The 24,981-nt window shown below is 41.9% G+C and carries 21 protein-coding genes; 12 read left to right on the forward strand and 9 right to left on the reverse strand.

Features of this window, described 5'->3' with window-relative positions; translation table 11 throughout:
* The first annotated feature begins 23 nt into the window (after positions 1 to 23).
* Positions 24 to 836 (forward strand): DUF2797 domain-containing protein, encoded by an 813-nt coding sequence (locus AC2IOM_RS01990; protein WP_486359569.1) that lies wholly within the window; start codon positions 24 to 26, stop codon positions 834 to 836.
* Here AC2IOM_RS01990 and AC2IOM_RS01995 read toward each other — a convergent pair.
* From AC2IOM_RS01995 to AC2IOM_RS02020, 6 genes are all read right to left on the reverse strand, one after another.
* Positions 820 to 3,369 carry an EAL domain-containing protein gene (locus tag AC2IOM_RS01995; RefSeq protein WP_486358955.1) on the reverse strand — a complete coding sequence of 850 codons (2,550 nt, stop codon included), beginning with the start codon at positions 3,367 to 3,369 and terminating at the stop codon, positions 820 to 822. The genes AC2IOM_RS01990 and AC2IOM_RS01995 overlap by 17 nt on opposite strands.
* Before the next feature lie 153 nt (positions 3,370 to 3,522).
* Complete coding sequence (locus AC2IOM_RS02000; protein ID WP_010561037.1) at positions 3,523 to 4,440, reverse strand: histone deacetylase family protein; 918 nt, start codon at positions 4,438 to 4,440, stop codon at positions 3,523 to 3,525.
* A 73-nt stretch (positions 4,441 to 4,513) separates the two neighbouring features.
* Positions 4,514 to 6,073: a serine hydrolase gene (locus AC2IOM_RS02005; RefSeq protein WP_486358956.1), complete on the reverse strand. Its 1,560-nt coding sequence runs from the start codon at positions 6,071 to 6,073 to the stop codon at positions 4,514 to 4,516.
* A gap of 7 nt (positions 6,074 to 6,080) precedes the next feature.
* The gene (locus AC2IOM_RS02010) at positions 6,081 to 6,572 is read right to left on the reverse strand and encodes a gamma-glutamylcyclotransferase family protein (RefSeq protein WP_010561039.1); all 492 of its coding nucleotides are present in this window, start codon (positions 6,570 to 6,572) and stop codon (positions 6,081 to 6,083) included.
* Entirely contained in the window at positions 6,569 to 7,192 is a 624-nt protein-coding gene (locus AC2IOM_RS02015; RefSeq protein ID WP_486358957.1) for a LysE family transporter, read from the reverse strand. Before AC2IOM_RS02015 ends, AC2IOM_RS02010 begins: the two co-directional genes overlap by 4 nt.
* Positions 7,189 to 7,992, reverse strand: a complete 804-nt coding sequence (locus AC2IOM_RS02020; RefSeq protein WP_486358958.1) for a hypothetical protein — start codon at positions 7,990 to 7,992, stop codon at positions 7,189 to 7,191. Before AC2IOM_RS02020 ends, AC2IOM_RS02015 begins: the two co-directional genes overlap by 4 nt.
* A gap of 143 nt (positions 7,993 to 8,135) precedes the next feature.
* On the opposite strand from AC2IOM_RS02020, the gene AC2IOM_RS02025 reads away from it, so the two are divergent.
* Entirely contained in the window at positions 8,136 to 8,723 is a 588-nt protein-coding gene (locus AC2IOM_RS02025) for an outer membrane beta-barrel protein (RefSeq protein ID WP_486358959.1), read from the forward strand.
* 35 nt (positions 8,724 to 8,758) lie between these two features.
* Here AC2IOM_RS02025 and AC2IOM_RS02030 read toward each other — a convergent pair whose 3' ends face one another.
* Positions 8,759 to 10,810: a winged helix-turn-helix domain-containing protein gene (locus AC2IOM_RS02030; protein ID WP_486358960.1), complete on the reverse strand. Its 2,052-nt coding sequence runs from the start codon at positions 10,808 to 10,810 to the stop codon at positions 8,759 to 8,761.
* 414 nt (positions 10,811 to 11,224) lie between these two features.
* On the opposite strand from AC2IOM_RS02030, the gene AC2IOM_RS02035 reads away from it, so the two are divergent.
* The 3 genes from AC2IOM_RS02035 to AC2IOM_RS02045 all read left to right on the forward strand — a co-directional run bounded on the left by AC2IOM_RS02035 (position 11,225) and on the right by AC2IOM_RS02045 (position 16,938).
* Positions 11,225 to 14,245: a TonB-dependent receptor domain-containing protein gene (locus AC2IOM_RS02035; RefSeq protein WP_486358961.1), complete on the forward strand. Its 3,021-nt coding sequence runs from the start codon at positions 11,225 to 11,227 to the stop codon at positions 14,243 to 14,245.
* A 122-nt stretch (positions 14,246 to 14,367) separates the two neighbouring features.
* On the forward strand, positions 14,368 to 15,075 hold the full coding sequence (gene rsuA, locus AC2IOM_RS02040) for a 16S rRNA pseudouridine(516) synthase RsuA (RefSeq protein WP_100914486.1): 708 nt from the start codon (positions 14,368 to 14,370) through the stop codon (positions 15,073 to 15,075).
* A 234-nt stretch (positions 15,076 to 15,309) separates the two neighbouring features.
* Positions 15,310 to 16,938, forward strand: a complete 1,629-nt coding sequence (locus tag AC2IOM_RS02045) for a methyl-accepting chemotaxis protein (RefSeq protein WP_486358962.1) — start codon at positions 15,310 to 15,312, stop codon at positions 16,936 to 16,938.
* 22 nt (positions 16,939 to 16,960) lie between these two features.
* Here AC2IOM_RS02045 and yjjG read toward each other — a convergent pair whose 3' ends face one another.
* Positions 16,961 to 17,653: a pyrimidine 5'-nucleotidase gene (gene yjjG / locus AC2IOM_RS02050; RefSeq protein WP_486358963.1), complete on the reverse strand. Its 693-nt coding sequence runs from the start codon at positions 17,651 to 17,653 to the stop codon at positions 16,961 to 16,963.
* A 12-nt stretch (positions 17,654 to 17,665) separates the two neighbouring features.
* Positions 17,666 to 18,208: an inosine/xanthosine triphosphatase gene (gene yjjX / locus AC2IOM_RS02055; RefSeq protein ID WP_486358964.1), complete on the reverse strand. Its 543-nt coding sequence runs from the start codon at positions 18,206 to 18,208 to the stop codon at positions 17,666 to 17,668.
* A gap of 140 nt (positions 18,209 to 18,348) precedes the next feature.
* On the opposite strand from yjjX, the gene gmk reads away from it, so the two are divergent.
* The 7 genes from gmk to trmH all read left to right on the forward strand — a co-directional run bounded on the left by gmk (position 18,349) and on the right by trmH (position 24,960).
* A complete protein-coding gene (gmk, locus tag AC2IOM_RS02060; RefSeq protein WP_010561049.1) occupies positions 18,349 to 18,972 on the forward strand; it encodes a guanylate kinase in 624 nt (207 codons plus the stop codon).
* 77 nt (positions 18,973 to 19,049) lie between these two features.
* Complete coding sequence (gene rpoZ, locus AC2IOM_RS02065) at positions 19,050 to 19,328, forward strand: DNA-directed RNA polymerase subunit omega (protein WP_010561050.1); 279 nt, start codon at positions 19,050 to 19,052, stop codon at positions 19,326 to 19,328.
* Positions 19,329 to 19,481: 153 nt separating this feature from the next.
* The gene (gene spoT, locus AC2IOM_RS02070; RefSeq protein ID WP_486358965.1) at positions 19,482 to 21,587 is read left to right on the forward strand and encodes a bifunctional GTP diphosphokinase/guanosine-3',5'-bis pyrophosphate 3'-pyrophosphohydrolase; all 2,106 of its coding nucleotides are present in this window, start codon (positions 19,482 to 19,484) and stop codon (positions 21,585 to 21,587) included.
* Positions 21,588 to 21,602: 15 nt separating this feature from the next.
* Positions 21,603 to 21,995 carry a RidA family protein gene (locus AC2IOM_RS02075; protein ID WP_010561052.1) on the forward strand — a complete coding sequence of 131 codons (393 nt, stop codon included), beginning with the start codon at positions 21,603 to 21,605 and terminating at the stop codon, positions 21,993 to 21,995.
* A gap of 113 nt (positions 21,996 to 22,108) precedes the next feature.
* Positions 22,109 to 23,716, forward strand: coding sequence for a DUF342 domain-containing protein (locus tag AC2IOM_RS02080; RefSeq protein WP_486358966.1), 1,608 nt, complete (start codon positions 22,109 to 22,111; stop codon positions 23,714 to 23,716).
* A gap of 8 nt (positions 23,717 to 23,724) precedes the next feature.
* Positions 23,725 to 24,183, forward strand: coding sequence for a transcriptional regulator AsnC (asnC, locus tag AC2IOM_RS02085; protein WP_010561054.1), 459 nt, complete (start codon positions 23,725 to 23,727; stop codon positions 24,181 to 24,183).
* A gap of 78 nt (positions 24,184 to 24,261) precedes the next feature.
* Complete coding sequence (gene trmH, locus AC2IOM_RS02090; RefSeq protein WP_486358967.1) at positions 24,262 to 24,960, forward strand: tRNA (guanosine(18)-2'-O)-methyltransferase TrmH; 699 nt, start codon at positions 24,262 to 24,264, stop codon at positions 24,958 to 24,960.
* The last annotated feature ends 21 nt before the right edge of the window (positions 24,961 to 24,981 follow it).

Consider the following 24,981-nt stretch of genomic DNA (forward strand, 5'->3'; position numbering starts at 1 on the left):
GGCTATAAATGCAAGCAACACCAATAACCGGCACTTTGCGTAAAATGCAAAGCAGTCTTACTTCGCCGATCAGTTACCAATTACCGGTGGGCGATCAAACCGTTGACTTAAACGCCTTAATTGGCAAATCCATCACCCTGACCTACAACGGTAATATCTTTTGCAGTAACTGTGGCAAAAAAACCAAAAAGAGTTATTCACAAGGCCATTGCTTTGTTTGTATGCGCAAACTCGCTAGTTGCGATATGTGTATTATGAAGCCAGAAACCTGCCACTTCGACCAAGGCACCTGTCGCGAGCCAGAGTGGGGCGAAGAAAACTGCATGATCCCGCACTATGTGTATCTTGCAAATACGACTGCGATTAAAGTAGGTATTACGCGCCATACGCAAATTCCAACGCGTTGGATTGACCAAGGTGCAACTCAAGCTTTACCTATTTTTAAAGTGGCAACACGTCATCAATCAGGTTTATTAGAAGTTGCTTTAGCTGAGTTTATCGCCGATAAAACCAATTGGCGCAATATGCTCAAAGGGAATGGCGAAGTAATCGACTTAAAGAGCCAAGGCGCAGCGCTTATCGAGCAAATTAGGCCAAAGCTAACAGAATTAAGCGAACTCTTTGGCGCAACGGCCATCACTGAACTCGACGAAGAGGTAGTTGAACTGGATTTCCCTATATCAGAGTTCCCAAGCAAAATTAGCTCGTTTAATTTTGACAAGAACCCTGAAGTAACAGGCGTATTAAAAGGCATTAAAGGCCAATACCTAATCTTCGATACTGGCGTGATTAATATTCGAAAATTTACCTCGTACGAAGTTACTGTGAGTTATTAGAACTCAAATCCATTTGCTGTTTTGCTGGGCGATGCGCCTCGCAAAACAGCTCAAATTGCTGTGCCGTAAGCGGTTTACTAAAGAAATACCCCTGAATTGCATGACAATCTAGTTCTTGTAAAAAAGCCAGCTGATGGGCTTGTTCCACCCCTTCTGCGACAAGGTTTAATTCTAAACTATGTGCCATTGCCACAATCGCTTTCACTATTTGGCTATTACCGTATTCGTCTGGTACTTTGGCAATAAAGCTGGCATCTATTTTTAACGTATCAATCGGTAAACGGGCTAAATAGCTCAGCGCCGAATAACCTGTACCAAAGTCATCCAACGATAAGCTCACACCAAGTTTTTTTAGTGCTTTAAGCACTTTTTTCGCGTCTTCTAACGAGCGAATAAAGCTACTTTCGGTTATTTCAATTTCAAGAAAACGCCCATCCACCTGCCAGATACTCAGTGCATTTTTCACTGTTTGTGCCAAATCACCTTGCGTAAAGTGAAGCGCCGATACGTTCACGGAAATACGTTTATCAAAAAGGCCATTTTTTTGCCAAATTTGAATTTGTTTACACGCAGCATTAATTACCCAAATATCAATATCCACAATTAAACCTAGCTCTTCCGCTAAAGGGATAAAGTTTGCAGGCGAGATAAAACCTAACTCATTATCATGCCAACGCAATAAGGCTTCTGCGCCTACTACGTGATGAGTAAAACTGTCTATTTTAGGTTGGTAATAGAGACTGAATTCATTATTGATTAGGGCATGCTTTAGTTTGCTCTCAATTGCCATCCGCTCTAATGAGCGCGCATTCATCGCAGGTTTATACAGTTGAAATGAGTTGCGACCAATTTCTTTTGAGCGATACATGGCAATATCAGCATGCTTTAATAGCGTTTCTGCGTCTTCACCATCGTCGGGATAAACCGCCCCACCAATAGAGGTAGTGATCACAATTTCCGTATTACCCACTTGAATTGGCGCTTTTAATGCTTCAATTAAATTGGCGGCACAGCGATGGATGTTTTTCACCTCATCAATTTCAGTAAGTAATAAAGTGAACTCATCACCACCTAAGCGCGCCAGCGTATCGCCTTCATGCATGCAACTTTGTAAACGTTTTGCCACTTGTTTAAGTAATAAGTCACCAGCGCTGTGGCCTAATGTGTCATTAACTTGCTTAAAATGATCGAGGTCGAGAAACATCACCGCTATTTTTGTGTCATCGCGATGTGCCGTTGCCAACGCCATCTCTAAGCGGTCGTTAAACAAGCGGCGGTTGGGTAAGTGAGTTAACTCATCAAAATAAGCGAGCGTTTTAATGCGTTTTTCATTGCGCTTTCGCTCGGTAATATCACTAAAAATTGCCGCGTATAGCGCCTCTTCTTCATCGCTTTCGCGAATACAGATAATTGTTAGCCATTCTAAATAGGTTTCACCATTGCGCTTGCGATTGTAAATCTCTCCTTGCCACACCCCTTTTTGCCTTAATTGCGCCCACATTTTATCGTAAAAGTTTTTGTCATGACGGCCAGAGCTCAGCATTGACGGTTTTTGACCGAGCACTTCCTGCTCGCTGTAACCAGTAAGTTGGGTGAAGGCTGGATTGACTTGCAAAATGGTGTTGCGCGAATCCGTAATCATAATGCCATCAGGCGATGCATTGATGATTTGCTCGGCTAAGTACAAGTTCTTTTGTGACTTTTGCAACGCTCTGTCGCGTTGATGTAATACCGTTTCTAGCTCCTGCATATACGCAGATTCAATTTCGCTGAGAATATTACGAAGCGCTAATACGCCCAGTATTTTGCCATTGTCATCTTCGACAATTAGATGACGTATTTGCTTTAGCTTGAGAATTTGATAAGCCTTATAAAGGCTTGTTTGATAATGTACCGTTAAAAGAGGCCAGCTCGCATAATACCACGCTTGCTGGTCAACTTGTTGACGACTAAGCATAGTAAGTAAGTCGCGCTCTGTAATAATGCCGGTTTGACCTACCGCGGGATTATCCAATAAAACAAAATTAGAATGGCGCTGACGCATAATTTCGCTAATCTGGGCAATTGGTAAATCACTTCTCGCAATAGGTACTTCTGATACGTAGCTACTTTCTATGGTTTTAAAGTGAAGATAATGCTCAAGACCCTGACTACGCACAACATCACTTAAACTAATAACACCTACAGGTTCACTGCCCCCACCTTTCATCACTAATAAATGACGAAAACCATAACTATGGAACAGAACAGTTACTTCAGATAACTGAGTTAGATGATCAACCGTTTTAACTGGTGATGTCATATGCGCTTTAACTGGCTGATGAAAAATGCTTGGATCCGAAAAATCCACTTTAGCGCAATCCCCTTCGGTCCACACCCCAATGATCTTGCCATCGTGTTTAACAAAAATAGAGCTTACATTATCGTTTCGCATGCGGCATGCACAATTGGCGAGGCTTTGCTCGGGGTCGCATACCAGGAGCTCAGTTGACATAACATCTTCAACACGCAACTTTTTGCTTGATTGGGGCATAGTAGAAACCAATTAAACTTTGTCAGGTAATGGGATTCTACGTGGAATTACTGAGATTAAATTTGATACAGAACAAGTAACGCCAATTTTATAAATTATACAGCGATTGCGTAATAGAAAGGTGTACCTAACTAGGGTCTATAAGTTGAGAGATTAGAGTTCAGCCAACGCCTTAACATGCGTGGCAACAGAACGTCCGAGTGCTGAATTATTGTAGCCGCCTTCCAGCATCGAAATAATCCCCTTGCAGTTTACTTGCTTACATAACGATACCACTTGTTCGGTAAACCAAGCGTAGTCACTTTCAACAAGCTGTAAGCCACCCATATCATCTTCGTAATGGGCATCAAACCCTGCGCTGATAAAAATAAGCTCAGGCTCAAACTGCTTTAACTTTGGAAACCACGTATCCAAAAGTGCACGTTCAAAATCATCCCCCGCCATACCGGCAGTCATGGGGGTATTAATCACATGCTCATTACTGTCAATTGCGGTATTAGGGTAAAATGGATGCTGGAAAATAGAACAAAACAACACATCCATATCGTCGATAAAAATATCTTGTGTGCCATTGCCGTGGTGTACATCAATATCAAGTATCGCAATGCGCTTGATGCCCTGTTGCTGAGCATAACGTACCGCAACCGCAACATTATTAAAGATGCAAAAGCCAGACGAGGTTGTTTTGGTCGCATGATGACCTGGCGGTCTTACTGCACAAAATGCTGCATCTAACTCACCTGCTAAAATCTTATCAACGGCTAACAAACCAGAGCCCGCTGCTCGTTTTGCCGCAAGCAAACTATCAGGACAGAGCCAAGTATCACCATCAAGATCAACCAACCCTTGCTCTGGAATTTTATCTTCTACAGATTTAATCAGGCTTTCGCTGTGTGCCATCAATAATTGTTGGCGCTCAACCAGTGGTGCATCTAAGTGCGTTAAAGCGATATCTATACCAGCAGCTAAAATACGATCATTGATTGCATCAAGCCTTGAAGCACACTCTGGGTGGTCTTCAATCATCTTATGCTTTCGACAGTCTGTATGTGAAATTATCGCGGTGCGCATGCTGGTCTCCAAACCTTATGTCGCGGCTCAGTGTAGCAAAGTCAGGTTATCCCGACTTTGCTACTTTGGTCGGTTAAGACTTGTCGCTTTTGACTGGCGTAAGGTGCAGATTATGAAAATCAAAACTGAAGTCAGTTACGCTTGGTGCTACAGCGTGCATTTTTGCGCTACGCACTTGATTTGTTGGGCTCATTTCAAACTCAATAAATGCATCAGCTTCAAGTAGTTTTTCCTGCCAACGTACAATAAAGGTATTACCGTTAAAGTGTTCTAGCGTACCTTTTAAACGTGCTGAATGGGTAAAGTCGATTGTCAGCTTGCCATTTTGCTCTGCAATCACAATATCGCCATACCAATTATCGTTGTACCTTGTGGCATACGCTGACAATGGTAAGGCTTTTTGAATCTGCTTTGGCTGTTCTACTTCCGCTTTTTCGTACGCTTTCTTTTTACGTTCAAAATGCTTTTTAGCAAGATCTTCAACCCAATCTTTATTTGGTAAATCAAGCGCATCTTCTAGTACTTCGTGAGTAATTGCACTTAAAGCACTAAACGCTTGTTGGTTCGACAACACAACGATACCTAATTGCTTCTCTGGCACTAACGTAACTTGTGACACCATACCTAAAATACCGCCGCCATGGCCGACTTTTTTATAGCCTTGATAGTCTTCAATAGACCAACCTAAGCCGTAACCGCGAAATTGTTGACGATAGTCATTAAACGCATTTTTTGATGCCATGCTTGTAATATGCGGATGCCACATTTGTGCTTGCTGTTTTTCAGTAAACAGCACCTTACCAGATGGCATTTCACCACCCGCTAATTGTGTTTTTAGCCAATTAGCCATTTCATCAACATTTGATGCAATTGCCCCTGCCCCTCTAAAATCTTCAAGATAATTAACAAAGAATGGGTGTAGTTTTCCGTCCATCGGAATATGGCCGGTTGCCCAATTTTTATTAGATTTTGGAATTCGTGAAAAGCCCGCTTTTGAAAGCGGCATACCAAGCGGGGCTAGCATTTCTTGCTCAATAAATTCTTGCCACGATTTTCCCGATACACGTGCAACAACTTCACCGGCAGTTACAAACATTAAGTTGTTATAGGTATACTTACTGCGAAAGCTTGAAACTGGCTTTAAATAGCGAATGCCATGAATTACGTCTTCCACGGGTTTGTCGGTATCTGGCCAAATGGTTAAATCACCCGCCCCTAAACCTAGTCCGGCACGGTGACTTAACAAATCGCGAATGGTCGCTTCACGTGTTGCATATGGGTCGTACATACGAAACTCGGGTAGGTGATCAATTACTTTGTCATCCCAGTTTAATTTGCCTTGGTCAACAAGCATTGCAAGGGCTGCAGCGGTAAATGCTTTGGTGTTTGACGCTATACCAAATAAAGTATGCTTATCTACCTTTTCACCTGTGGTTAAGTGTCTAACACCAAACCCTTTAGAAAATACCACTTCACCATTTTCTACAACAGCAACCGCCATACCCGGTACATCAAAGCGCGTCATTGACTGTGTAATGGTCTGTTCAAGCTGCTTACTATCAATTGCCGCGTACACCTGACTCGACGCGATTACGCTAAGAGCTAGGGTTAATTTACTCACTAATTTTTTCATAATGTTCTTATTTATATATTGAAAATTCACGTTCTGCGCGCGCGGAATCGGTATCTGTTTGTGTTGCTTGCGCGCGAATATTGTCGATGTATTGCTGCGGTAGTTTTGCCTCTAAGGCTCCGGTTAATACATGTTTTAAATACCAGTCATACGGTAAGTGTTGCTGGCACAGCGTATTGGCAACATAGCAATATGCATTAAATTGCTTACCACATTCATTGGTTACAACGATTTGCTGGTTGTCGTAACGCGGCCCTTCTATTTCATCAAGAATCGCTTTTTCATCACTGTTAATTTGATACAGCACACCGTATAACACATCATCGTGATTATCGGTTTTCAGCGCATTACATTTACCCGAGCCGTCAAACCCTTGCTTATCAAATGTTAAGGTAAATCCTGTTACAGTAGATACACCAATACGGGTAGCATTAGGCAGCCTTGCTAATAGCCGGTTGAGCGACATATTGGAACCATACGCTAGGTTGTAATAAATCATACCCACACCACTCTAATTGCCAAACCAATTAACACCACGCCGATACCGCGATCAAACCAATGCCCCGCACGTAAGAAAAACGCACGCACCTTTGAGCGACTCAAAATAATGGATAAAAAGCTAAACCACACTAAAGTTGCAACAGCCATATATAATCCATAGCCCACTTGCACTGTAATCGGTGTTTCGACACTGATTACCAAGGTAAATAAACTTAAGAAAAACAAGGTTGCTTTCGGATTAAGTGCATTAACTAAAAAACCACGGCTAAACGCTTTAACCATGGATTCGGCCTGTGTATTACTTGGTACCTGCTGCGCTTGCTGATCTGCAGGCTTCGCTCGCAACGCCATGACACCAATATACGCTAAGTACGCCGCCGCCAAATATTTAAGTGCTGCAAACACGGTAGGTGATTGCGAAATCACAATCGCCACACCGAGCACACAATAACTTACATGCACTAAAATCCCTGTTGCGATGCCCGCGCTTGTTACAAGCGCATTGTTTCGCCCCTTTTGAATGCTCTGCTTGAGCACGAGCGCAAAATCAGGGCCTGGACTTGCGACTGCAAAAAAGTGACTAATTGCAATTAGTAAAAATTCGTCGAGATAGTTCACTTAACCTCCGTTAATGCGATCAGCATTGGATTTGCCGATTGCTCTATAGTGTTCTCTAATTGTTTATTTGCACGCTTTAACATGGCACGTAGATGCGGCTTCAAGTGCGATGAAATATGCGATAACGGTAATTTTTTGGCCTTTAACAACAAAGCCAAAATATAAATTAGCTCAGATTCATTCAAGGTCGCACTGCGATTGGCATACGGGTTGTAACACGAACCACAGCCACCACGAAATTGATACGCCGTATTTGCCATCATCACACCAAAGCCCATAAAGCACGACAACAAATCAACCGCTTGTGGCACAAATTCCTGACCGCCTGGTGGCAAGCTTCGATTTTGCAACACATTGATATGCGCTAACGATTGTGAAAAAGACGCGATTAAGTCTTGCGGCTGATTTATTTGATTGGGATTGAAAGATATATTTAATGAACCGCTTGCAGCGATCAGCTCTGCGCTTTCACCGCGTTTAACATTGGCAAATTCTAAACGTGGAAAACTTTGTTCTGATATTTGATGTGGCGCCACCAGCTGAATAGGCCAAGCCTGCATACCGGCATACTGTTTTACCTGAGTAAAAACATAGCTGGCCATTTGCTCAATACTACTGACCTGCTCGGGGAAAAACTCAGCATTTGGTAAAACAAAACGCATATCGTTTAACAGCACATCACCATCAAATTCTTGATATACCCATAAAAATGTATCCAAGATCCATGCTTCGCTGTGCTGATCCACCACAGGTTGGGTTTTAATAATATTGAGTAGTGTATTTTTGAATCCAGAAATCATAGCGTACAACGTTTTAAAACCTAGTTATTCATATTAATCCAGCCTCACCGCGAAAATAAACCTTTTACGACAAACAGGCTGAAATTTTATTCAAAAGCGTATACTCTTCATTACGTTGAGTATTTTTAGGAATAGGAAATCAGATGCGCGCTAAGCTTTCACTCGCCACTATTTTGCTCGCTTTGAGTTTTTCGAGCACCGCCGACATTGCCATAGCAGGTTATTATGGCCAATTGTTAAGCCAAGAATTAGAAACAGAAAACGGCACAAAGATAGACATTAAAGACGATGCTAACTTTGGCTTTAGCCTTGATAAACATGATGGTATTTCTAAATACGGTTTATATTACTCGCGCATGTCGAGCAGTCAGCGAAATGCAGCTAACTATGAGCTAGACCTAAATTATTTATTATTTCAAAGCGCAGTTGTTTTACCTGTTAATAAACAGCTTTCAAGTTACCTTGGTGCGCAATTGGGTGTTAATCATATTTCATCTAACTTTTCCGATTCAGATAGCTTTTTTGCCACCGGTTTATATGGCGGCTTAGAGTATAAAATTACCGACAACATCATTGCATTAGGAGAAGCCCGTTGGTTAGCCACTATTTTAAAAAATGATTCAACCACCGTATGCCAAATCGACCCAAACGGCACACAATGTGATTGGTATTTTGATGGTGAGGTACTAAACCAATTCCAGTTTAATTTAGGCTTGATGTACCGCTTCTAAAAATAGACAAAAAAGGGGCTTAGGCCCCTTTTCTTTTAATCATAGTCTTTGCGCATTCGTTTGATATCGACTTGCGGCGATTCATAACCTGTAAACAACAACCACTGTTTAGTTGGCACAAAACTCATGCCGCGCGAGCGCGAGAATGCACGCTCAGGCACACGCAATACGTCTTTGTCTTGATTACTAGCAAAGTCATAAAAACTTAAACGATAATCATGGCCACGCACTTTAAAGTAATAAATCCCTTGTTCAGTAACATGCCAACCTGTGCTATTTGCCAACTTTAAATTCTTAATCAATGGCTGTTCGTCAATTAATTCGCCGTTAATTGATACCTGCCATAATCCTTTACCTTCTTTGTAAACAATCAATTGATTTTCTTTTACTTCTATTGCATGCGCCCCGCGAGTAATTCGTGTCGCAATACCAGACTCAATTTCAATGCGATAGATGTCCCCAACCGATGCCGAATACAGCGCGCTACCATCTTGCGACCAACGTGCTTTACCATAATAATTAAGCTCTGTTTTGATTTGCTTTAGCTGACTGGTTAGCGCATCAAGTACATACAACCGGCTTTCTTGACCATTGTTTGCGGTAAATGCGATTTTCTTACCGTCGGGTGACCAAATAGGATTACGAGCATGAAATTTTAACTGAGTTAACTGCTTGCGCTGGGTACCATCAAGACTTGATGTCCACACTTCATCAAAACCTGACTCATTAGAAATAAACGCTAACTTGTCTGCAGCTTGAGAGTAATCGGGATAACGAAAATCGAACTCAGATTGAATTAGCGGAAATGGAGACGCAGCAACATCACTATCAAGCTCCAAACGCATAATTGAGGTATCTATTTTCCAATCGTGATAATAAAGGTTACCTGCTCTATCAAATGCCGGATAGCTAAACCCTTCAACATTTAAATTGGTTTTTTGTTTGCCAGTTAAGTCCAACTCAAACCCATGGCGGTTGCCATGCATTATGGCTGAAAATACAATTTTCTCAGCACCAGGTTGCCATGCTAAACCACGAATATCAGGGAGCCCGGTCACTACTCGCTGCTCTGTTTTAGTTTCTAGATCGTAGATAAAAATATCTTCGTTACCATTTGCCAAATTACGCGAGATAGCTAATCGCGTGCTATCGGGGCTAAAATCAATTGCTTCGCTTTCCCCCGATTCACAATTGTTACAACGAATACGTCTTGCGGGCTCATTTAAATCAAGTTGTTTAATGTACACACCACGCGTGGTGTTTTCAGGGTCAACACCCACATAAGCGAGCAATTTACCATCTGGCGATACCGCCACATCATTTGATGAATTTGAACATTCGCCATGTTTTTCAATAGCAAAATCACTCATATTGACGCTTAGTACTTCGCAGCGTGAGCTTAGTCTTCGGTAATAATAGAGTTTTGAATCATCATGGGCCCATACTGAGCGAGACTCACTGCCGGGAGTATGTGTTATTTTTGTGTGTTTAAGATCTGGCTGTTGTAGGTCTTTACGATAAAGGTCTATTTTTCGGTCCATTTGTCGCCAAGAATAAACCAGGTAGCGGCCATCATTTGATACGCTAGGAAATAGCTCTCGCCCGGGATACTGAGTTATCAACTCAGGTTGTTGATACACTTTTTGTTGTGGTTCAGGCCAAAGTAGCCACGCAAAAACGATACTCAGTACAAAACCAATAAATAAGCCTAGCTGCTTAATATTGCGAGAAGATATTTGCAGAAAAACAGTATCTTGCTGCTCAGCAAATACTGGCGCTACCAGCAGTCGATAACCTGACTTTCGCACTGTTTCAATAAACTCTTGTTCGCTATCGAGCTCTTTTAGTGCTTTTCGCAGGTGCCAAATCGCATTGGTAAGCGCTTTTTCACCAACGTAATTATTACCATCCCACACATGATCAATAATTTGCTGACGCGTCAATAGCTCAGGCTGTTGCTCTGCCAAATAGCAAAGTAACTCTATAAACTTTGGTTGCAATGAAATGATTCGTTCATCACGCACTAAAGTGTGTTCTAACGGGTTAACTTCTACCCGACCTAAAAAATATGGCGCAGCGCTATTCATTATCGATTTAATCTTCGTTTTTATGCATTCAAGCTTACCTAAAAATACTGTTTAGTTGCAAAATTATTGCGTCTAACTGCATATTTTATGTCTGTTTCCAAATCAATTACACACCACAAAAATAAAACTAACCATCTGTTATAAATAGAAAATATTCAAATAGATATTAAATAGACATTAAAAAGTGGAAGAATAGAGAGCCTGAGTATTGAGCTCAGATAACCGCTGTTTTAAAACCATGATAAGCCTCCTTGGCCCACTCAAATCATTTATGTAGCGCAAATGTTTTGAGCTGACTAGTAACAGCAGCATCACAGTTAACAGCAACGATATGCTGTTACTAGTCAAATTTTACAATAACTAAAATGATTGCTCTGGCAAACAGGGCGAACAAATCCTCAAGGGGAAATCAACGTGGGAATTAATACTAAAAAATGCTCAATTGCAGCAGCAATTGCATTTGCTATCTCTGGCAATGCATGGGCTGATGCAGAGGTAGAGCGTCAAGCTGTTGCACAATCAAATAATGTGCCACAACAAACCAGCGAAAAAGACGCACCAGAAAAAATTACCGTTACTGGTTCACGTATTAAACGTGATAGCTTTTCAGTTGCAACACCATTGGTAACAATGGATAAAGCAGCAATTGAAGACACAGGTCTTGGTAGCTTAGCTGAAATTCTTGTTGAGAATATGCCAGCGATTAACGCCACATTAAGTAATACTACGACTCAATCAAGCGTAACAGGAACAGGTTTATCAACCATTGACTTACGTGATCTTGGTACCGACCGTACACTAACCTTGATCGATGGACGCCGAGTAGTTTCAAACAGTTATAATGGTAATTACGTTAGTTTGAGCACCATACCAAGTAGCATGGTTGAGCGAGTTGAGGTAATTACTGGTGGTGCTTCAGCAACATATGGTTCGGATGCGATTGCGGGTGTTGTTAACATCATTACCGAAAAAGACAAAGTTGGTACCTCATTCTCTGTAAAATCAGGTCAATCTACTGATGGTGGCGCAGAAGAATTGTCATTCGATTTTGATCATGGCAGCACATTTGCCAATGAAAAAGGCTACGTATTCTTTAGTTCATCTTACGACCGTGATTTTGGTTTATCGTTCTATGACCGTAAACGTGCACAAGTAGAAGATTCATATTTATACGACTTCGATGAAATGTGTAACACCATGCTAACTGCTGACGGTCGTGAGTGTATGCGCGATATTACACAAGCTGATTGGGTAAGCAAAAGTGATGGTACATTAGGTGGTGTTTTCTTAGAAAACAGCCGTAACGACAAACAATTTTGGTACGACGGTCAAACATTACGTGATGACTGGAAAGGCAATGAAGAAATCTATGGTTTAAATACACAGCAATACGTTCAACTAAAAGTACCACAAGATAACTTATCGGCGGCAGTTAAAGTAGATTTTGAAATTACAGATGAAACAAAAGCCTATGCGCAAGTTCATTACAGCCGCAGCGAAACGTTCAATCTAAAATCACCAGAAGATGACTACGAAGGCGCAGCCGTTTCAGTACTAGATCCTGAAACAGGCGACCCAGCGGGCTTTGTAAGCCCTGGTTATATTCCAATTGATAACCCTTATGTGCCGCAAGAAATTCTTGATAGCAACCCGTATCGCGACCGTATTTATTGGGACCGCCGCTTTGCTGAAGTTGGCCCGGTATCAACCGATAATACCCGTGAAACTATTCGTACTTGGGCTGGCTTACAAGGCTATGCGTTTAATGGCGAATGGGAATGGGATATTTCGGTAGGTTACGGTAAATTTCACCAAAACCAAGTACGCTTAAATGAACTTGATATCTTCAAAGTAAAAGAAGCGTTAAATGCAGAGCAACTTGCTGACGGCACAATTCAATGTAAAAACCCAGACGCACGCGCTGATGGATGTGTTGCACTGAATCTATTTGGTGAAGGTTCAATTACCCCAGAAATGGCAGACTACATTCGCGTAAACCCAACGCTTGATAACTACAACGAGCAAATGAATGCCATGGGTTATATTACGGGTGATTTGTTTGAGTTACCTGCCGGCGCTGTTTCTGCAGTATTTGGGGCAGAATATAGAAAAGACACCCAAGAAATGAAAACTGACGCAGCAATGAAGCGCGGCGGTATTACTTGGAACGTTGTACCTGCGTTTAAAGGCAGTGTTGATGTGCGAGAAGCATTTGCAGAATTCTCTGTACCGCTTTTACGTGACCAATTTGCAGCTAAAAACCTATCTGCAGATGTATCAGCTCGTTTTGCTGATTACAGCTGGTCAAACACAGGGTTAGTACAAAGTTATAAAGTTGGCTTAATCTATGAGCCGTTCGATGGTTATATGTTGCGCGCAAATTGGGCAACAGCTCAACGCGCTCCTTCAATTACAGAATTGCTTTCACCTGAACGTGGTGACTATGACTCGTTTGACGATATCTGTGAGGGATTAACAGCAACATCAACTGCACCAGGTCACGATGCATGTCGTCAAGAACCTACTATTGCAGCACAGTTAGCTGAAAACCCTGATTTTGAATTTGAAGATGAAAATAGTGGTTATTCACCAAACGTGGGTAACGACCAATTAAAAGAAGAAAGTGCGACAACTATTACTTATGGTTTAACACTGAGCCCTGAGTTTTTAGGTGGCGTTCGCTTGGCAGCTGATTACTACGACATTACCGTTGAAGACGTAATTTCAGTATTAAGTAATGAGCGTATTTTAGAGCTTTGCTACGACTCAAGCATTCCTTGGGGCGGCGACAATACCTATTGTAACGATGTAAGTCGAGACTCTGAAGGTCAAATTCAGAAAATTGTACAACGTGAATATAACCTCAATGAGTTAACTTCTCGCGGTGTTGATTTCTCAGCAGCTTATAAGTTTGATTTGAATGATTTTGGCTCACTATCATTTAAAGCAGATTACACCCAAGTTATTGAAAATGCTTTAACTAATGAAACGTCAGCAGGTATTGTAACTGACCATTATGCTGGCTTCGGTTCACCAGACAAAAAAGGCTCAGCATCACTAACTTGGCGCTATAATGACTTACGTGTTCGTTGGAGTACGAAGTACCTTGGTGAGTTCAAAATGAGCCAGTCTCTCGAAGAGGATTACCAAGAAGCGTTACTAGCAAATACAGAGGCGTGCTCAAATCAAGCTGACTCATGTATTGCTAATCCAGAAGCACTTGCTTTCCAAGATTATGGTTCGTATGTTCGTCACGATCTATCAGTATCATATAAGCTGGATTTAGGTGGTTCGGAAGTACGTGTATACGGTGGTGTGAACAACCTAGCAAATAATTATGGTCGCTTCACGCCAAGTGGACGTGGTAACTACTATAGCCAATACGGCGGTGGTCGCGGTCGCTTCGTTTACTTAGGTGCACAATACAGCTTCTAATTTAACATTTCCCAATGTTTGTTGCTTAAAAGCCAGTAAAGCTAAGCTTTACTGGCTTTTTTTATATCTCTGCGTATACTCCCGCTATTATTTTTGGTTCCGTAATAAGCACTGCCATGACGATTAAATTCCCTTGCCGCCTTGATAAATTTTTAAGCCATTTTGCCGAAGTGCCGCGCTCAAAAGCAAAGATAGGTATTAAAAGAAAACACGCAACAATTAATGGCGAAGTGATTATCAAAGCCGATACACAAGTAACTCGCGATGACGCTGTGACTTGGTATGGTGAAGAGATCACCGCAGTGGGTGAGCGCTATTACATGCTGAATAAACCGGAAGACTTTATTTGCGCCAATAGCGATGAAATGCATCAAACCGTCTTTGATCTACTCGATGAACCTATGATGGATAAACTCCATGTTGCAGGGCGACTTGATATCGATACGACAGGGCTTGTGTTAATTACATCAGACGGCGACTGGAGCCACAAAATCACTTCACCGCGCCATCAAAAATACAAAGTGTATTTAATTGAAACAGAGCAGCCAATTACAGACGAAATGTGCGAACAACTAACTGATGGCGTGATGTTACATGGTGAAAAAAGTGCAACAAAGCCAGCTATCGTTGAAAAAATCGCTGATTATTCTATGCGCCTTTCAATTTATGAAGGTAAATATCACCAAGTTAAACGCATGCTAGCTGCTGTTGATAACCGCGTAGTGGCGCTTCATCGTGAAAAAATTGGCACTGTGGCGCTTGATCCAAACTTAGCACCTGGTGAATATCGCCCACTAACTCAGCACGAAATTGAAACAATTTCCAGTTAGTAACACTACTTTGGGAACATGAAATTTAACCATCGATTAACGCTTGATTAAACATTAACGAGCAGTTAGTGTTTAATCAAACGGTATCTAAGAATTGATTAAATAAAAATTAAACTTCAACAAAATTAATCAATTCCTCTCTCACTTTGCATACCACAACAGGATGGCGCTAACAGCAGCTTAGCGACAGCGCTATGATGTACCACTTATAAAGGTAGATGTGAGGAAACGCCTATGAATTCACTAACCTTAAAGAATAAAATAGTCATTTTTACGGTTGTTTTATTTCTCTCGCTAATTTCACTTGCAGGGCTAGGTTTAAAAGCCTTACGACAAGCCAGTGAAATGGACAATATCGCACGTATTAACCAGCTGATGAAAAGCACAGTTAATATCGTCAACCAATTTGAACTCGCCAGCAAAAATGGCACGCTCAATGAAGAGCAAGCAAAACAACTCGCCACTCAAATGCTCAGAGAAAACAAATACCACGACTCTGAATACGTTTATGTGGTAGATAAACAACTCAATTTCGTAGCCACGCCACACGACCCTCAACTACACGGTACAAGCTTTAACGACTTTAAAGATGCCAGCGGTGGCAGTATTGGCGCTATGGTAGAACGTTTAGTTGGCAATAAAACCGGACAAATCATTACCTACCATTGGGATTCTGAGCGCGAAGGCGAAGTGGTCGATTTAACGTCTGTAGTACAAAAAACAAAAGATTGGGGCTGGTACATAGGTACCGGAATTAGCTACAAAGAAGTAGACGAGCGATACTGGCAAACGGCAAGTTGGCTACTTACACTGTCAATTTTCATAGCCGTTGTGCTATCAGTCGTACTTGCCAAATTTGGCCTAGATTTAAATAAATCTTTGGGTGGTGAAATTAACCATGTTCAATCCGCCGTAATGAGCGCCTCTCGCGGTAACTTAAAAACGACCCATGCATTTCAAAGCGCAGATGAAAACAGTGTCGCCGGCGCAATTAACTATATGCAACTCGGTTTGCAAGAAGTGGTTGGTGGTATCAAAAATGTATCTGATGCGCTGCAAGATGAAGTGCGCGCTTCTGAAACACGTTCGCAAGAGCTCGATCAGCTCACAAATTCACTGAGTAAAGAAACCCATGTGGTTGCTTCTGCAATTACCGAACTAACTGCATCAGCCGCAACGGTCGCCGACCACGCTGAGCAAGCTGCGTATTCAGTAAAAGAAGCTGAAGAACAAGGTAAAAGCGCGAATATTCTTACTAAAGAAGCAGCCAAAACAATTGAGCTGCTCGAAAAGCAAATTGAAAATGCAGGCGATAATATTCAAACCTTAGATGACGAAGTAAATAATATCGAAAGCGTGTTAAGTGTTATCCAAGGCATTGCTGAGCAAACCAACTTACTTGCCCTTAATGCCGCAATTGAGGCAGCCCGTGCAGGCGACCAAGGACGCGGTTTTGCGGTTGTTGCTGACGAAGTACGTCAGCTAGCCCAGCGTACCCAAGCCAGCACTGAAGAAATTCAACAAATGATTGCTAAACTACAATCGGCAACCAAAGATGCCAAATCATCGGTAACGCAAAGTATTAGCACCAGTGAGGAAACCGTTACCAAATCACAAAAAGCCGCCGAAGAACTTACGCGTATTGCTGAGTCGCTCTCGGCGATTACGGAAATGAGCCATCAGATCTCTGTTGCAGCAAAAGAGCAGCTGCAAGCAGGTGAAGATACAGCGCAGCGAGTAGTGCATATTTCTGATACCGCTGAAAATACTGCGCGCGTTTCACTCGATGCGCATAAAGCCACAGATCAAATTAAATCATTTACTAAAAATCTGGAAAAAGAAATCGCCAAATTTGAAGTATGACGTTAATTCAAAGCCGAAAGCACTAATTGCTTTCGGCTTGTAATGAGGTAATCAGATTATACAAACCCGTTAAGCAGTTAACTTGATAGGTAGCACCTACCGTATCTAATTCTTTTTCACCCGCATGATTAATCCAGCAAGTATCAAGGCCCGCATTTTTACCACCTAAAATATCTGAACTCAACGTATCACCTACCATCAACACGTTTGATTTATCTGGATTGCCAAACAGCTGCAGCGCATGGTCGAAAATCGCAATATTCGGTTTTGCCACACCCACTTGCTCAGAGATAATGACATGCTCAAAAAAGTGCGTTAACTCAGTGCGAGCTAGGCGCACCTGCTGCAGTGCGGTAAAGCCGTTAGTGATAATCGCAAGCTTTGCTTTACCATGCAGTAACTCAAGTAATTTACGCGCCCCCGGCAAACACTGACAAATATCAGCCATGGCTTCAATAAATTGTTGATTAAGTAATTCAGGTGCCACGTCTAACGTTTCACCCCAACGTGTGAAACGCTTTATTTGTAATTCTTTAGCGGTAATTGTGCCATTTTGATAATCCACCCAAAGCGGCTTATTAACGGCTTGAAACTCATCAAAATCAGACTTTTCAAATACGATATCGTAGTTTGAAAATAGCTGTTTTAAACCTGCAAATGCATCAAAATGAAACAAGGTTTCATCGGCATCAAAAACGATCCATTGGTACTTCATTAATTATCCAATTTACAATTTAAACAGTTGTTGATTAACAAATGGTGCAAGCGCTGTAGTAATCGCCATGGTGTAAACGCTCTCTCGGGTGACTGAGTTATTCGTTAACAACGCCATTGCCCCGCCCTTTTGTTTAATATTCTCAGTGTCAAATAACCTATCCATTACATGACCCAGCTCTTCACCGTCGCAAAGCGCAGAATAAACCACATTTGGCATAGGTAAATTGCTACTGCGGCCAACTTGCACATGCTGTTTGTTATCAATCACAATGTAAGCAAAGGTCGCAGGACCATAACTAAAGTTATCTACACCGCCCTCTATCGCAACATACCAATCCGCCTGAAAATGCGCTTTTGTGTAAGCAACTCGGTTTTTTGCACCAAGTAAGGTTTCTTCTGCGGTCATTGGTTGGTCTGCCACCTCGGATGGTGCAAATACACCTTCACAGGTAAATTCAATGTTTGGAAACATGGCAGAAAATGCATTGCTTACTGCATTTATTTTTACGGGATTAGTCGACCCAACAATAATTTTTTGGCTTTCTTTACTCATTTCTTACAATTCTTTGTCAATTAAAAGTCGCCTATCGCTTTCTAAATGCGCTGCGAGTTTTTATAATATCGCCATTGTGCTGACTGCCTACTGAATTAGCAAGTCGGTGGTTTAGCGAAACTTATGTTTTAGGAAAGATTATGAGCCAAGCTCGTGGTAATTTGTTTATTTTGTCAGCACCTTCTGGTGCAGGTAAATCAAGCCTTATCAACGCACTGTTAGAACGCCATAGCGATATGAAAGTATCGGTATCACACACCACACGCTCACCTCGTCCGGGTGAAGAAAACGGCGTGCACTATCATTTTGTAACGCAAGATGAATTTAAACAAGTCATTGCTGATGATGGCTTTTTTGAATGGGCACAAGTGTTTGATAACTACTATGGTACGTCAAAACAAAGCATTGAAACGCAATTAGCGAATGGCATCGATGTTTTTTTAGATATTGATTGGCAAGGCGCGCGCCAAGTAAGAGAGCTTGTTTCAGATGTACGCACTATTTTTATTTTGCCACCATCAAAGCAAGAACTTGAAGCGCGTTTAAATAGCCGAGGTCAAGACAGCGCCGAAGTCATCGCGAGCCGTATGGCAAAAGCACAATCAGAAACCTCTCATTACAATGAATACGATTATCTCATTGTGAATGATGATTTTGATACGGCACTTTACCAGTTGGAAACCATTGTCTTTGCCTCGCGCTTGGCACAAACCAACCAAACGCATAAGCACCAGCAATTGCTGAACGACTTATTAGCGGATTAAATTAATCCAAGTATTGGCTATTTTCTTCGCATCAAGTAAACTACGCTTTTGCGAATAATAAATTTTTGGAGTGCCTGATGGCTCGAGTAACTGTTGAAGATGCAGTAGATAAGATTGGTAACCGTTTTGACCTTATTTTAGTTGCGGCTCGCCGTGCGCGCCAAATCGCAACTGGTGGCAAAGATCCTATGGTTGATGCTGAAAACGACAAGCCAACTGTAATCGCACTACGTGAAATTGAAAAAGGTTTCATCACCAATGATTCTTTAGATTCACTAGAGCGCGAAGATCAGCAAAACCAAGAAGCGGCTGAGCTAGCTGCGGTTGCTGCTATCGTTGGTGGTGGTCACCAATAAGCAATAATTATTGCTCCCTACTCACGCTTTCCTTAGCTGAGTAGCTTTTCCAGCGACTGTTCGACTTTTTAATAAGAAACAGTCGTTGGCAATCCCTTCCAATTCATCGTATATTGTTATCAATTCCCCTCTATAGCTAGTATTGGAGCATCAATGTATCTTTTTGAAGGTCTTAAAAAGAACATCTCAGAATATTTAACGCCAGAGCAAGTTGAACTTGTGCAAAAGGCCTATGTGGTTGCGCGTGACGCACATGAAGGTCAAACACGTTCAAGTGGTGAACCCTATATCACCCACCCTGTTGAGGTGACACAAATACTTGCCAATATGCGCTTAGATCACGAAACCTTAATGGCTGCATTAATGCATGACGTGATTGAAGATACCGATTTCAGCCAACAAGACCTTGCTGAAATTTTTGGCGATACCGTTGCCGAACTGGTTGAGGGTGTGTCAAAGCTCGATAAACTCAGCTTTAAAGATCAAAAAGAATTCCAAGCGGAAAACTATCGCAAAATGATTATGGCAATGACGCAAGATATTCGCGTTATTCTTATCAAGCTTGCAGACCGCACACACAATATGCGAACACTTGGCGCACTGCGTCCTGAAAAACGTCGTCGCATTGCCCGTGAAACACTTGAGATTTTTGCCCCAATAGCCAACCGTCTTGGTATTCATGACATTAAAAATGAATTGGAAGATTTAGGTTTTCAAGCGCTTTACCCAATGCGTCACCGCGCGCTAAAAAACGAAGTCACTAAAGCACGTGGCAACCGTAAAGAGATTATTCAAAATATTCAAAATGAAATTATCTCGCGCATTGAAGAATCGGGCATTGAAGTTGAAGTATCAGGCCGCGAAAAACACCTTTATAGCATTTACCGTAAAATGCTAAACAAAGAGCTGATGTTTAACGAAGTAATGGATATTTACGCGTTTCGCATTGTCGCCAATTCAATGGACACCTGCTACCGCGTACTTGGGGTTGTGCACAACCTATACAAACCAATCGAAACGCGCTTTAAAGACTACATCGCCGTACCAAAAACCAATGGCTATCAGTCTTTGCATACCTCGCTTGTAGGTCCTCATGGTATTCCCGTTGAAATTCAAATTCGCACCCATGAAATGGATCAAATGGCTGATAAAGGGGTTGCCGCACACTGGCTTTACAAAAAAGCGGGTGATAGTGCGGGTAATACGGCGCAACAACGCGCTCGCCAGTGGATGCAAAGCTTACTTGAATTACAACAAAGCGCAGGCTCATCATTCGAATTTGTTGAAAACGTTAAAACAGAACTTTTCCCTGAAGAGATTTATGTATTCACGCCAGATGGTCGCATAATTGAATTACCAATGGGCGCCACAGCGGTCGATTTTGCCTACGCAGTTCACACCGATGTTGGTAACACTTGTGTTGGCGTGCGGGTGAACAGAAAGCCTTACCCACTAAATGCGGCGCTTGATACCGGCCAAACGGTTGAGGTTATTACTAGCTCAGGTGCTCACCCTAACGCGACTTGGCTTAACTTTATTGTTACCGCAAAAGCACGTATGGGCGTGCAAAAATACCTTAAGAAGCAAGAGCACGAAGAAGCACTGCAATTAGGGCGTCGCCTTTTAGATTCAGCACTTGGCGAGCACCATTTAAGCGATGTAAGTGAAGAAGCGCTGGCACGCACAGTGGAAGAACATAATGTTGATTCACTTGATAAATTATTAATAGAAATTGGTTCAGGTAACATTTTAAGCCTACTGGTCGCAAAGCGTTTGCTACAAGAACAAGGCGAAGATGTCGGCGAACTAAACCACAACAAAAAAGCGGCCATTATTGGTACTGAAGGGATGTTAATTAACTACTCTAAGTGCTGCCGCCCTGTTCCTGGCGATGAAATTGTTGCGCATATTAGCCAAGGTAAAGGCCTTACTGTTCATCGCCAAGAATGTAAGAACATTCGCGGTTGGCAGCAAGAACGCTCTAAATATTTTGTTGTGAAATGGGAAGACAACCCAGAAAAAGAATATATTGCAGCACTACGTGTTGAAATTATAAACCACCAAGGCGCACTCGCTAAATTAACGAATTTAGTATCAACGACCGCGGCAAACATTGTTGAAATTAGTACCGAAGAAAAAGAGAGTAACTTATACCTAATCGATCTAGGTATCACAGTGAAAGACCGCATCCATGTCGCTAACATAATGCGCCGAATTCGAGTAATGCCAGATGTACAAAAAGTATATCGCCGAAAATAATTAAGAAGATAAATTATGACAAAATCAATTATTAGCACTGATACAGCACCTGCAGCAATTGGCACCTATAGCCAAGCAGTAAAAGTAGGTACAACGGTTTACCTTTCAGGCCAAATTCCACTGGTTCCTGAAACCATGGAAATGGTATCAGACGATTTCACTGAACAAACACACCAAGTATTTAAAAATCTCGTGTCTGTATGTCAGGCTGCTGGCGGCGAAATTCAAAACATGGTTAAAGTAAATATTTTCCTAACCGACCTATCTAACTTCGCAACCGTAAATGAAGTGATGAGCCAGTATTTTAACGAACCGTATCCAGCGCGCGCTGCGATTGGCGTTGCTGAACTGCCAAAAGGTTCACAAATCGAAATTGATGGCATTTTAGAGTTACCATCAACTAATTAATTTAATTCATTAATAAAATAATGAAAAAATTAAATATAAAGGGCTGTTATGCCCTTTTTTTTATGCTAAAAAAACATGTATAGTTTGTTAATCATAATGGCCTAGGAGCTTAAGTGTTTACTCTTAATAACGAAAATCAAGTTGTACTGACAGTTTCTGAGCAAACGCCCATGCCGCCGAGTGCTGACTTTGTCTTTCAAGCACTCGCTAACTCTGAATTCGCCGATTGTTATGTTTTAACAAAAGAAGTGAAAGAGGCTTTTCGCGATCCCGACTTTGACGAACTGATTGTTGCGGAAAAACACGATGCAACACTGACAGTGTCGGTCAGTGAAGACAAAATGGCTGCAACCGCCGTGTTAACCACTGCCTATGGCGGTGAATTGATGAGCATGGAACAGGCCGTTGAAATCATTAAACAAGCCAACATCACCCGAGGTTACAAACAAGTTTGGTTAGAGTCGTTACTAGGTAAGCAATTTGAGGCAATGCCAGGCAAAGAGCTTTCGAGCGTAATTGCCAAAGGGCAAATTCCTGTTGCCGGTAAAAACGGTTCGCTTGAAAAGAATGTACAAACTCTTGCCGACCGCGTGCGTCAACCGAAGCGCCGCGAAGATGGTTCTGTAGATATGCGTGATTTTGGCGCACTCGCCAGTGTAAAACCCGGTGATACCCTAATGACGCACCACTTTGCCACATTAGGCAAAGACGGATTTAACGTACTTGGTGAAACACTAAAAGCCAAACCGGGCGATGAAGTAAAATTAATTGCAGGTGACGGCACTGAACTAAGTGGCACCGACGATAAGTACCTAGTTGCTACTATTGCCGGCGTTCCTGTTGATGACAAATACGGTATGCGCGTTGACGATGTATTTACCATTCCTAATGTAGACGTAAAATCAGGCCATATTGATTTTGACGGTTCAGTAATCATTACCGAGAATATTGAACCGGGTATGAAAGTAACCGCAAAAGGCGACATTACCGTATTTGGTAGCGTTGAATCTGCGGAGCTAAACGCCACAGGCAGCATAGAAATTAAAGAAGGCTGTTTAGGCCACCACAAAGAGAACGATGAGCTTTCGAATAAAATTAGCTGTGAAGGCAACTTAACCATCAGCTACGCACAATATACGTACTTATCTGGCAATCAGGTTAAAATTAAAAGCCAGGCAAGCCACTGCCACATTAAAGCGAAAAACGAGCTAATGATCGGCAACCCTGAAAAAGGGGATGGTAAACTCATTGGCGGTAAAGTGCTTGATGCTAAAACCATGATCTGTGGTGAAGTGGGCACCGACAAAGGTGCGCATACAGAAATTCACTTAGGTCATGCAGCTGTATTATTGAAAAACCGCACCGACGAAATTTTTGAACAAGTGCGCTTATGTAATCAGCAGCTAGAAGCGCTCGAGTCTGAGTTTGATAAAGCACTGTCTATCGAAGATGCCGATAAACAACAAAATCTATTAATTGAAATCTCTGATAAGCAAAACCTAAACGAACAGCTAATTGAGTTACTGCCAAATAAAGCCGCCAAGCTAGAACGTGCCATTCATATGCTCCGTGATTACTGCTATCTCGAAGTACAAAAAGCACTACACTCGAACGTAGAGCTGCGTATTTTTAACAAAGTACTCAAAACGGCGCGCACTTACCCACCCCTTACTGCACGTATTGATAAAAACAAAATCGAATTAGAGTTTAAAACAACCTAACCAAAATTATGACCCAATACAAAATGGATAATCTCGACAAATCGATTCTGCACGCGTTGATGGATAACGCGCGCGTGCCTTATGCTGAGCTAGCAAAAAAGTTTGAAGTCAGTGCTGGCACAATTCACGTACGTGTTGAGAAAATGAAACAAGCCAATATTATTACCGGCACAAAAGTTTCTATTAACGAAAAAAATCTAGGTTACGACGTATGTTGTTTTATTGGTATTAACTTAAAAAATGCCAAAGATTATCCCGACACTATCAAGCGCTTAGAAGCGTTAGAAGAAGTGGTAGAAGCCTATTACACCACAGGTAATTACAGTATTTTTATTAAGGTTGTGACACGTTCAATTGATCACCTGCAAGACGTGCTAATCAATAAAATACAAGCTATTGATGTAATCCAATCAACCGAGACCTTAATCTCCTTACAAAACCCAATTAACCGAGATGTAACGCCATAACATTTCACTGCGATGCAGAATAATTGCGAGAGACACACCAGCTAGGTATAATCGCCGCGAATTTTCCGGAGAATAACCATGGCCGACAACCGTTACAAACGCGTAAAATCTGTACTCGACAAACGTCAAATTGATTTAACTGTGTGCTTAGACGAAGTGCACAAACATCATAATTTATCAGCAATTGTTAGAACCGCTGACGCTGTTGGTTGTCACCATGTCCATGCGGTTTGGCCAAGAGAACAGCGCCGTTTAACTAATAATACATCGGGTGGCAGTAAAAACTGGGTAGAAACCCATATGCACGATGATATTGATGATGCGGTAAAAGCACTTCGTGAACAAATTCCAGGCGTGCAAATTTTAGCGACCAACCTATCAGATAGCGCCGTTGATTTTCGTGAAATCGATTACACTAAGCCAACTGCCGTTATTGTTGGCCAAGAGCGCGATGGTATTTCCGACAAAGCACTCGCTCATGCAGACCAGCATATTATCATTCCAATGGAAGGCATGGTGCAGTCATTAAATGTATCCGTTGCCGCAGCGTTAATTCTGTATGAAGCACAGCGTCAGCGTGAAAACGCAGACATGTATCAACCTAATGACCACTTAGATAAAAACACCAAGCACACATTACTATTTGAAGGCTGCCACCCTATTATCGCGCAACAATGCCGACAAAAAGGCCTAGCTTACCCAAAACTCGATGATGAGGGTGAAATTGTCGCTGACGAAGCGTTTTGGAATACCCTACGCTTTGTCAAAAAAGCTTAAGCCAAACACTGGTTATTTTTA

The organism is Pseudoalteromonas sp. NS-SX12, from assembly GCF_057367955.1.